This is a genomic window from Paracoccus sp. (in: a-proteobacteria), assembly GCF_032007265.1.
GTDB lineage: Bacteria > Pseudomonadota > Alphaproteobacteria > Rhodobacterales > Rhodobacteraceae > Paracoccus.
Window position 1 is genome coordinate 1 of the sequence record NZ_DALZMB010000124.1, and the last position, 10,463, is coordinate 10,463.

Below are 10,463 nucleotides of genomic sequence, written 5' to 3' on the forward strand. Positions count from 1 at the left end.
CGGAAGCCTAAGCTGGATCGCCGAGATTTCGGGCTTCGCTACAGGCTTCCTTTTGTCCTTTGTGTTGGTTCCAGGCGGGTTTCAGCATGTGATCCGCCACCTGCGTCAGCGCTGACGGCGAAGGCCCGCCCTGAGATCGGCGGGCCGGATCGCACCAAGGGCAATGGCCGCGACGCCATAGGCGGCCATGCCCCCAAAGACCAGAATGGCAAGGCCAAGATAGCGCGCGCCATGGGTCGACAGCATATCTCCCAAAACCAGCATCAGCCCCCAGATCACAGCGCCCATGACAAAGGACGCCGCGATGATGCGGGGCAGGCGGTGGCGCAAACGGTCGTCAAAGCTGGCCGCATCGCCCATGGCGCGCGTGCCGCGCCACAGCTGCCAGGCCATGATCCAACCGGCGATCGTCGTGCCCCATGCGGCAGCAGAAAAGCCCAGAAGCGGCGCCAGACCCAGCGCGACCACCGCATTCACCACCATTGACACGACCGCAAAGCGAAACGGGGTGCGGGTATCTTCACGCGCGAAGTAAAGCGGTTGCAGGACTTTTTGCAGCACGAAAGCAGGCAGGCCCACGCCATAAATCGCCAGCGCGATCGCGGTTGGTCCGACATCGCTGCTTAAAAACTCGCCCCGCTCGTACAGGACCGAGATCAATGGATAGGCGGCCACGATCAGCGCGACCCCGGCCGGAACGGTCAGAAACAGCGCAAATTCAGTGGCGCGGTTATAGGCCTCGCGGCCGCCGGCGTGATCCTCGGCCTTCAGGCGGCGCGAAATATCGGGCAAGAGCACAATGCCGATCGCAATGCCGACCACGCCAAGCGGCAATTGATACAGCCGGTCGGCGTAGGTCAGCCAGGCAATCGCGCCCTCAAAGAAAGAGCCGATCTGGCGACCCACCAGAAGGTTGACCTGCACGACCCCGCCCGCCAGAACCGCAGGCGCAGCAATTGCCAACAGGCGTTTCATATCCGGGCTCAGGCGCGGACGACGCAGCCGCAACGGAAAGCCCATGCGTTTGGCGGCCCACCATACAGTGGCCAGCTGAGCGATCCCCGAGATCGGCGTGGACCAGGCCATCGCAAGGCCCATATCCCAGCCGAAATGATCGGCAAGCACCATCGCCGCGATCAAGATCAGGTTCATCAAAACCGGCGCGGCAGCGGCAGCCATGAATTTGCCGCCCGCATTCAACAGCCCCGACAGCAGCGCAGTCAGAGAGATGAACAGAATATAGGGAAAGCAGATCTGACCATAAACGACGGCCAGATCAAAGCGCTCGTCCCCAGCAAAACCCGCAGCTTGCACGAAAACCAGCCAGGGCATGATGAAGTTCGCGATCACCGAAACGATCAGGACCACCAGCGCCAGACCCGAAAACGCCTCTTCGGCGAAGCCTCGGGGATCTTCTCCGCTTTCCAGCTTTTTCGAGAACATCGGCACGAAGGCGGTGTTGAACGCGCCCTCGGCGAAGAAGCGGCGGAACATATTCGGCAAGGTGAATGCCACCAAATAGGCCTGCGCCACCGGACCCGAGCCAAGGAAAGCCGCAATCATCATGTCGCGGATAAAGCCGACGACACGCGATGCGAGCGTCCAGGCCCCCACGGACAAAAAGCCGCGGATCAGACGGATGGGTTGCATGTTATCAGCTCCCGGCGCGCTCGGCGCCCTCTCGGATGGCCTGGCGAAGTCGCTGTTCCAGCGTCTCGCGGCGCAGTTCTTGATGTAGTTTCAGCCCAAAGGCATCCTTGACGTAGAACGTGTCGACAACCTGCGCCCCAAAGGTCGCAATCACCGCACTGACGATCTGGATGTGGTTTTCGGCCAATGTCCGGGTCAGGTCATAAAGCAGGCCCGGGCGGTCGCGGGTATCGACTTCGATCAGCGTGTAAATGTCGCTGCCTTCATTGTCGAAGGTGATATGGGTCGGAAAGCGGAACTGAGAGTCGCGCTTTTTGACCTTATCCTTGCCCGCCAAAGCGGTGCGCGCGACGATTTCGCCTTTCAGCGTGCGCTCGATCATCTGGCGCAGGCGGGGTAGGCGGTCGGCGTCATAGGGGCGGCCTTCGGCATCCTGGGTCCAGAAAACCGCCGTGGCATAGCCGTCCTTGGTCGTATAAGTGCGCGCATCGACCACATTGGCCCCAACCAGCGCCAAAGCCCCCGCCAAGCGCGAGAAAATCCCCGGATGGTCAGCCAGAACAAAAGCCGCGCGGGTGGCGTCGCGTTCGGTATCGGGGTGCAGGTCGATCTTGACCTCGTCATTGCCTGGTGGCTGGCGCAACATCTGAGCAAAAACCATTTGCGTATCGGTGGGCAGGCCCGACCAATAATTCTCATAATGGCGCGTGGTTTCTGTTTTGATCTCGCGGCCTTCCCAGCCATGGGCGATCAGCAGATGCCGAAGCGAGCGTTTTGCCTCGCCGGTGCGCTTTTCTCGGTTCAGCTCCTCAAGGCCGCTGTCCAATGCGATCGCCGTTTCCTCATAGAGGCGGCGCAGCAGCATGGCCTTCCAGTTATTCCATGTGCCCGGCCCGACGCCGCGAATGTCGCAAACGGTCAGGATCAGCAGCAGATCCAGCCTGCGACGGCTTTTCACCATTTTCGCGAAATCACGCAAAGTGCGCGGGTCGGAAATATCGCGTTTTTGCGCGACATCCGACATCAGCAGGTGGTTGCGAACCAGCCATTCGATGGTCTCGATCTCGTCGGTCGGAAGGCCAAAGCGGGTGGCGATGCGCCGCACGATTTTGGCACCGACAATCGAATGATCCTCGGGGCGGCCTTTGCCGATATCATGAAACAGAACCGCCAGGGTCAGAACGCGACGGTTGATGTCGCCGCGAATGATCTCGCTGGCAAGGGGCAGGTCGTCGGATTGATCGCCCCGCTCGATCGCAGCCAAGGCGGCGATGCATTGGATCGAATGCTCATCCACCGTGTAATGGTGATAGACGTTGAACTGCATCATCGCCACGACGGGTGCGAATTCGGGAATAAAGGCGCCAAGCACGCCCAATTCGTTCATGCGGCGCAGGCTGCGTTCGGGATTGCCGTGTTTCAACAGCAGATCCAGAAAGATCCGCACCGCTTCGGGATCCGATCGCATCTTGTCATCGATCAGATCAAGATGGGCCGTGACCAGCCGCATGGCTTGGGGGTGGATGAGAATACCGGTGCGCAGGGCCTCTTCGAACAGGCGCAGAATATTTAGCGGATCGCTCAGGAAATTCGCCTCATCGACGATGTTAAGCCGCCCACGATCTTCGCAAAACCCGGGGCGGATGCGGCGGCGCTTGCGAAAAAGCATGTTGAGGATCGGCGCGCGGTAGAGATGGCGGTTTTCCAGACCAACCAGAAACACACGCGTCAGCTCGCCCACGCGCGTCGCATGAAGGAAATAATCCTGCATGAATATCTCGACTGCACGACGCCCGCCCGCATCACAATAGCCCATGCGCGTGGCCACTTCGACCTGCATGTCAAAGGTCAGCTGATCCATTGGCCGACGTGCGATCAGATGCAGATGGCAGCGCACCGCCCAAAGGAAATCCTCGGCCTGCCAAAAGGTCAGATGCTCTTCGCGGGTGAAAAAGCCCAGATCGACGAGTTCGGCGGCGCGGTTCACCTTATGGATATATTTCGCCATCCAATAAAGCGTCTGCAAATCGCGCAGCCCGCCTTTGCCTTCCTTGACATTGGGTTCCAGCAAATAGCGCTGGCCGCCCTGCCTGCGGTGACGCTCGGCACGTTCTGCCAGCTTCGCTTCGATGAATTCGGGAACGCTGTCGTCAAAAAGTTCGGGCCACAGCCGCTCGCGCAAAAGCTCGGCGGTCTGGGCATGGCCGCAGATCAGCCGATGCTCAAGCAGGCTGGTGCGGATGGTCATGTCGTCGCGGCTAAGGTTCAGACAATCGTCGATCGAGCGTGTGGATTGGCCGACCTTCAGCTTCAGGTCCCACAGCATGTAAAGCATGCTTTCAACCACGCTTTCGGCCCAACCGGTGATCTTCCAGGGCGTCAAAAGCAGCAGATCCACATCCGATTGCGGCGCCATTTCGGCGCGGCCATAGCCACCGATGGCCAGCACGGCCAGGCGCTCGGCCTCGGTGGGGTTGGTCTGGGGGTGCAAAATGGTCGTCGCGACATGGTGGATGGCCACAACCATCGCATCGGTCAGGCTGGCAATGGCGCGAACGGTCTCGCGTGCCGCCCGGGGATGACCCATAAAGCCTGCGACGATGTCGGACATCGCCTGCTGCCGGGCTTCGCTTAGGATTGAGACCGTGATGGCGCGGATCTCTTTGGCCGAAGTCTGTCCGGCCAAGGCCGCTTCAAGGCTAAGGAAAAAGGCTTCTTCCTGAAACAAAACATGCGCCCCGGGCAAGGCCGGGGCGCTTTGTTGTTGGCTGTCATCCGACCCTTGCGGCAAGATCAGAACCCGAAGCCGCTAAAGCTTTTGGGTGCCGGATCCAGGATCACAAGCTGGCCATTGCGGACCGTGGCAACGGCCAGGGCGCGGTCATTGGTGCCATCGCGACGCAGGCGGAAAGCCCCGTTGATGCCCGCAAAACCCGAGCTTTGCGTCAGGCCAGCCGTGGTCAAAGCATTGCGCTTGCCCGCACGCACCAGCGCCGAGATTGCAGCGACCCCGTCATAGCCAAGCGAGCCCAGTTCATGGGGTGCCTCGCCATAGGCCGCACGGTAGCGCTGATCGAATTGCGCCTTGCGGGTATTGTCAGGCACGGCAAACCAACCGCCTTGCACACCCGGGATCTGAAGGCGCGCCGCGGGCTGATCCCAACGGGTCAGACCCATCATCTGGGTTGTCGCCGAGTTGACACCCGCGCTGTTCAGCTTGTCCAGCAGATAGGGCAGAACAGCGCCCTGATTTGCGGTCATGAAAATTGCATCGACATTGCCCGAATTGGCGGCCGACACGACATTGGGAACGACCGCATCAATTCCCGAGGTCGAGACCGAATGCGTGGCGGTGCCGACAAGGGTAGCGCCGTTGCGCTCTACGGCGCGCTGGATAGCGCGGGCGCCGACTTGGCCCGCCGTATCATCCTCGGCCACCATCAATACGCGCTTTTTGCCGTTCTTCACGCCATAGCGCACAAGGCGGTTGGCAATATTGTCAAAGGTGTTGCCCAGAACAAAGACGTTGCCGCCGGCAATGTCGGGGTTGTTCGAGAAAGACATCACGTTCACGCCGCGCGACGTCATGGCATTGCCGACGGCATTGGTCGAATCCGCAAAAAGCGGGCCAAGGATGATCTTGGCACCTTCATCGACGGCCTTGTTGGCCTGTGCGACCGCCTGTCCCGGCTCCGAGCCGGCAGGGTAGATGCGCAGATCAATGGTGGCGCCTTGCGCATCAGCAGCAGCCATCTTGGCCGAATTGCTCAGCGAGCGGGCCAGCCATTCCAGGTCCGCACTGCCCGAGCCCGCTGGCACCAGCAGGGCCACCGGAACCGGCTGGCTGGGGTCGATCATTTGTCCCGTCGAGGGCCCCGATGCTGCGTCACCGATCGGTTCGCAAGCAGCAAGAAACATGGCAGCGACAACGGCGCCGATCCGCGCCAAGGGGCGACGCAGATTGAGAGCGCCGCGAATGGTTTCGGTGGCGGGCATGGCGATGATTCCCTTTCGGCGGTATCAGAGGCTTAACCTTGGCAGATTATTGGCATAAGGCGGTAATGGCAACTTGCGCCACACTGCCGAAAGGGAAGCCCATGCAAGATCCGGCCGATGGTGCGGTAAACCAGATCAATCCCCCCGAGATCCTCGCCGCAAGGATCATGCCCAACCGCCCTGAAAGCGGACTTCACCTGATTGCGACGCCGATCGGCACAGCGCGCGACATCACTTTGCGCGCGCTTGATGTCCTGAACAGTGCCGATCTGTTGGCCGCCGAGGACACTCGCACCCTGCGCCATCTGATGGAAATTCATGGCATCCCGCTGCGCGGGCGGCGCATTCTTGCCTATCACGACCATAACGCCGATCGCCAGCGGCCCACCCTCATGCGGGCATTGTCTGACGGGCAAAGCGTGGCCTATGCCTCTGATGCGGGAACGCCTTTGGTCGCGGATCCCGGATATCGGCTGGCGCGCGATGCGGCCGAGGCAGGCTACCGCGTCCATGCAGTCCCCGGCCCCTCGGCCATGCTGGCCGGGTTGACCGTTTCCGGCCTTCCCAGTGATCGCTTCATGTTCGTGGGCTTTCCCCCCTCTGCGCGGGGGCAAAAACGTCGCTGGATCGCAAGTTGGTCGGACATCGATGCGACGGTTATTCTGTTCGAAAGCCCCAAGCGCGTTAAGGAATTGTTGGAAATTCTGTGCGAAAGTGACGGAGAACGGGCTACAGTGGTTTGCAGGGAACTGACCAAAAAATTCGAAGAGGTGCTGCGGGGTACGGCTTCGGAATTGTTGGCTCAAATCCCGGACGAAGGATTGCGGGGCGAGGTGGTGGTGCTTTTGGGCCCACCTGCACCAAAGCAGGCGGATGAAAACACCATCCGCGAGGCCTTGGTGCCATTGCTGGCCGAAATGTCGGTCAAAGATGCCTCGGCCAATGTGGCTGCCCGCTTCGGGCTGCCCAAGCGCGACGTTTACGCGATGGCATTGGCCATCGGAAATGAGGAGGGATGATGCGCAAGGAATATGGGTATTCTCAGCTTTCTCGCCGTGGTGAAGTCGCGTTTATGGCGGGCCGCATGGCCGAGGAAAGCGTCGCTGATTACTACGAAGCTAGGGGTTACCGCACCATTGCAAGTCGTTGGCGCAGCACCGCAGGTGAAATTGACCTGATTGTCGAACGCGACGGTGCTTTGGTTTTCGTCGAGGTCAAGAAGGCAGACAATCACGAGCTTGCGGCAGCGCGCATCTCGCGACGCCAAATGGATCGGATTTGTGCTGCTGCCTGTGATTTCGTCGGAAAGCGCTACAATGGGCAAGCCGTAGAGATGCGCTTTGATGCAGCGCTGGTCGATGGCCTCGGGCGGATTGACGTCATCGCTAATGCCTTTGGCGAAAACTGACGGAGCTGCGCTTGCATTGGCGCAGCGCTCGGGCGACAACCCTTCGAAAATACCGTTGGGAGAAAGACCATGAGTCTTCATGTTGCTTTGCAGATGGACCCGATCGAGGCGGTCTCGATTGATGGAGACAGCACTTTTCGTCTGGGACTTGAGGCGCAGGCCCGCGGGCACAGGTTGTTTCAATATACTGTCGATCAGCTAAGCTATTCCGAAGGGCGAGTATTGGCCCGCGGCAGGCCGATCACCTTGCAGCGTGAATATGGCAATCATGTCAGCTTTGGGGAATGGGAAACACGTGATCTCAGTGAGCTGGATGTGGTTTGGCTGCGCCAAGATCCGCCATTTGATATGGGATATATCACCTCGACCCATTTGCTGGACCGCATTCATCCTAAGACCCTGGTCGTCAATGATCCATTCTGGGTGCGCAATTCACCGGAAAAATTGATGGTTCTGGATTTTCCGGATTTGACGCCGCCAACGCTGATTACGCGCAATATTGCGGATATTCGTGCCTTTCGCCACAAGCATGGCGATATCATCGTCAAGCCGCTTTATGGAAATGGCGGGGCAGGTGTCTTTCACCTGCGTCCTGAAGATCCGAACCTTTCCTCGCTTATGGAAACATTCACCGCTGCAAGCCGAGAGCCCGTCATCGCTCAGAAATATCTTCCAGCGGTTGTCAAAGGTGACAAGCGCATCATTTTGGTTGATGGCGAAGCGGTGGGTGCCATCAATCGTGTGCCCGCTGAGGGTGAGGCGCGGTCTAATATGCACGTTGGGGGCCGCCCCGAGCGTGTAGGGTTGACTGATCGCGAGCATGAGATTTGCGCCCGTATCGGACCGGTTTTGCGTGAGAAAGGGCTTGTTTTCACCGGAATCGACGTGATTGACGGTTGGATGACAGAGATCAACGTCACCTCTCCTACGGGAATCCAAGAGCTTGAGCGTTTCGATGGTGTGAATGCTGCCGCCTTGATTTGGGAGGCGATTGAGCGCCGCTATCAGGCAACACGCTAAATCAGCAATTCTGCCCAAGAGCCGCGACTGCGGCTCTTGGCGCTAGGCCTGACCGGGCAGGCGATAGCCCACCGCCTCGGCAATATGGCTATCCCTGACGTTGCTAGAGCCATCAAGGTCGGCAATGGTGCGCGCCGTGCGCAAGACACGATGATAGCCGCGCGCGGTAAAGCCAAACCTTTCTGCGGCCCGCAACAATAGCGACTGACCCGCAGGGTCGGGTGTCGCGAATTCGTCTAGATACTTTCCGTAAAGATCTGAGTTCGTACGGATTTCCGGGGTGCCTTGATAGCGTATCCTTTGGATTTCGCGTGCAGCGGCAACCCTTGCGGCAATCGCGGTCGAGCCCTCGGCCGGGGTTCGGATTTCAAGATCGGCAAGGCTGACCGCTGGGACATCGACCCTGAGGTCGAAACGATCCATCAGCGGCCCAGACACTTTCTTCATGTAATCTTCGGCGCAAAGCGGGACGCGGCCACAGGCTTTGTTGGGATCGCTAAGATAGCCGCAGCGACAGGGGTTGGCTGCCGCGACCAGCAAAAAGCGGCAGGGATAGCGAATATGGGCATTTGCGCGGGCCACCACCACCTCTCCGGTTTCGATGGGCTGGCGCAATGTGTCAAGGACGCTGCGAGGAAACTCGGGCAGCTCGTCAAGGAAAAGCACCCCGTTATGGGCAAGGCTGATCTGGCCCGGATGGGCACGGCGACCGCCGCCAATGATTGCGGCCATCGAGGCGGTGTGATGGGGTTCGCAAAATGGTGCGTTGCGTGAAATCTCGCCGCCTTTCAAACCGCCGATCAGTGAATAGATCATCGAGGTTTCAAGGGCTTCGGCAGGGGAAAGCTTGGGCAAGATCCCAGGCAGGCGTTTGGCAAGCATCGATTTTCCAGATCCTGGCGGGCCGGACATGAGCAGGTGATGGCGGCCTGCTGCTGATATTTCCAGCGCGCGCCGCGCCCTCTCTTGGCCGCGGACATCGCTCAGATCCAGGTTGAACTCGGCCGAGCTGACCTCGCCGGGGTGGGCGCGGGCAATAGGGGCGCGCGCGCCAATATGATCAATGGCTGCGCGAAGCGAGCGCGCGGCATAAACCGGAACCGTGCTGATCCATGCAGCCTCGGCGCCACAATCATAGGGGCAAAGCAATGCGCGATCATCTTCGGCGGCGGTCATCGCGGCGGGCAGGGCGCCTGTGACGGCAACGATGCGCCCATCCAAAGCCAGCTCGCCGATGGCAAGGATCCGGGACAGTTCCTCTCGGGGCAGGATGTCGATGGCTGCCAGCACCGCCAGTGCGATTGGCAAATCGAAATGGGACCCTTCTTTCGGAAGGTCGGCGGGCGACAGGTTGACCGTGATGCGCCTCGCGGGCAATACGATGGAAAGCGATGCAAAGGCGGCGCGCAGCCGATCGCGAGCCTCGCTGACCGCTTTGTCGGCCAGCCCCACGATGGTGAAGGACGGCAGGCCCGGCGCCACTGAACATTGCACCTCGACCAGCCGACCCTCGACCCCTTCAAAGGCCACAGTATAGGCGATGGCGATCATGAGGCCTCCGGATGTGTCATGGGGAAGAGGTAAAGATGCGAGATTAAGGAAGGGTTAACCGCACCGTCACACCCCAGCTTGCTTGTCGTGACGAACGCTTCGGCCTATGTGCTTTACAGGCGGCGCAAAAAGAGAGGTCACGATGCAGGGCAATCGAATTCTGCTGGTGGTTGGCGGCGGCATCGCCGCCTTCAAGGTTCCCGAGTTGATCCGGTTGTTGCGACAGGATGGGATTGCGGTGACGCCTGTGCTGACCAAGGCGGGCGCTGAATTTGTGACGCCCCTGACCCTGTCGGCTTTGGCCGAGAGCCCTTGTCATCAAGAGCTGTTCGATCTGACGCGCGAATCCGAGATGGGACATATCCAGCTGTCGCGTGCAGCGGATTTGCTGGTGGTCGTGCCGGCAACCGCCAATCTGATGGCCAAGATGGTGGCGGGAATTGCCGATGATCTGGCAACAACACTGCTGCTGGCAACCGATAAACCGGTGATGATTGCACCTGCGATGAACGTTCGGATGTGGGAGCATCCCGCAACGCGGCGCAACCACGATCAGCTTTTGGACGATGGGGTGCAGTTCGTCGGGCCTGATGACGGTGCCATGGCTTGCGGCGAGTTTGGTGCAGGCCGTATGGCCGAGCCCGAGGTGATTTTCGAGGCGATCCGCAATCAGCTGAACCACAGCAAGCCCCTGCGCCTGCCGCCCGAAGCCGTGGTCCGTCTGCCTCAGCGTGGTCCTTTGTCCGGGCGCCATGTGATCGTGACCTCTGGTCCGACCCATGAGCCGATCGATCCCGTGCGCTATATCGCCAATCGCTCGTCGGGCGCACAGGGAACG

General features: G+C 60.1%; 8 protein-coding genes. 4 read left to right on the forward strand and 4 right to left on the reverse strand.

Going from position 1 to position 10,463, the window contains the following annotated elements; genetic code table 11:
* Positions 1 to 105: 105 nt before the first annotated feature.
* Genes murJ through RTS12_RS18150 form a run of 3 tightly spaced genes read right to left on the reverse strand, consistent with a single transcriptional unit; the run spans position 106 to position 5,646 of the window.
* The gene (gene murJ, locus RTS12_RS18140; RefSeq protein ID WP_312531018.1) at positions 106 to 1,650 is read right to left on the reverse strand and encodes a murein biosynthesis integral membrane protein MurJ; all 1,545 of its coding nucleotides are present in this window, start codon (positions 1,648 to 1,650) and stop codon (positions 106 to 108) included.
* A 4-nt stretch (positions 1,651 to 1,654) separates the two neighbouring features.
* Positions 1,655 to 4,441, reverse strand: coding sequence for a [protein-PII] uridylyltransferase (locus RTS12_RS18145; protein ID WP_312531019.1), 2,787 nt, complete (start codon positions 4,439 to 4,441; stop codon positions 1,655 to 1,657).
* Positions 4,442 to 4,443: 2 nt separating this feature from the next.
* Entirely contained in the window at positions 4,444 to 5,646 is a 1,203-nt protein-coding gene (locus RTS12_RS18150; RefSeq protein WP_312531021.1) for a penicillin-binding protein activator, read from the reverse strand.
* A 167-nt stretch (positions 5,647 to 5,813) separates the two neighbouring features.
* Between RTS12_RS18150 and rsmI the strand changes: the two genes are divergently transcribed.
* The 3 genes from rsmI (at position 5,814) to gshB (ending at position 8,074) form a co-directional block, all read left to right on the forward strand.
* The gene (rsmI, locus tag RTS12_RS18155) at positions 5,814 to 6,665 is read left to right on the forward strand and encodes a 16S rRNA (cytidine(1402)-2'-O)-methyltransferase (protein ID WP_312531030.1); all 852 of its coding nucleotides are present in this window, start codon (positions 5,814 to 5,816) and stop codon (positions 6,663 to 6,665) included.
* Positions 6,665 to 7,054 carry a YraN family protein gene (locus RTS12_RS18160; RefSeq protein ID WP_312531023.1) on the forward strand — a complete coding sequence of 130 codons (390 nt, stop codon included), beginning with the start codon at positions 6,665 to 6,667 and terminating at the stop codon, positions 7,052 to 7,054. Before rsmI ends, RTS12_RS18160 begins: the two co-directional genes overlap by 1 nt.
* Positions 7,055 to 7,123: 69 nt before the next feature.
* Positions 7,124 to 8,074, forward strand: a complete 951-nt coding sequence (gshB, locus tag RTS12_RS18165; protein ID WP_312531024.1) for a glutathione synthase — start codon at positions 7,124 to 7,126, stop codon at positions 8,072 to 8,074.
* 42 nt (positions 8,075 to 8,116) lie between these two features.
* Here the strand turns inward: gshB and RTS12_RS18170 are convergent, their stop codons facing one another.
* Positions 8,117 to 9,625 carry a YifB family Mg chelatase-like AAA ATPase gene (locus RTS12_RS18170; protein WP_312531026.1) on the reverse strand — a complete coding sequence of 503 codons (1,509 nt, stop codon included), beginning with the start codon at positions 9,623 to 9,625 and terminating at the stop codon, positions 8,117 to 8,119.
* A 142-nt stretch (positions 9,626 to 9,767) separates the two neighbouring features.
* On the opposite strand from RTS12_RS18170, the gene coaBC reads away from it, so the two are divergent.
* On the forward strand, positions 9,768 to 10,463 hold a 696-nt coding region (gene coaBC, locus RTS12_RS18175; protein ID WP_312531028.1), incomplete at its 3' end, for a bifunctional phosphopantothenoylcysteine decarboxylase/phosphopantothenate--cysteine ligase CoaBC.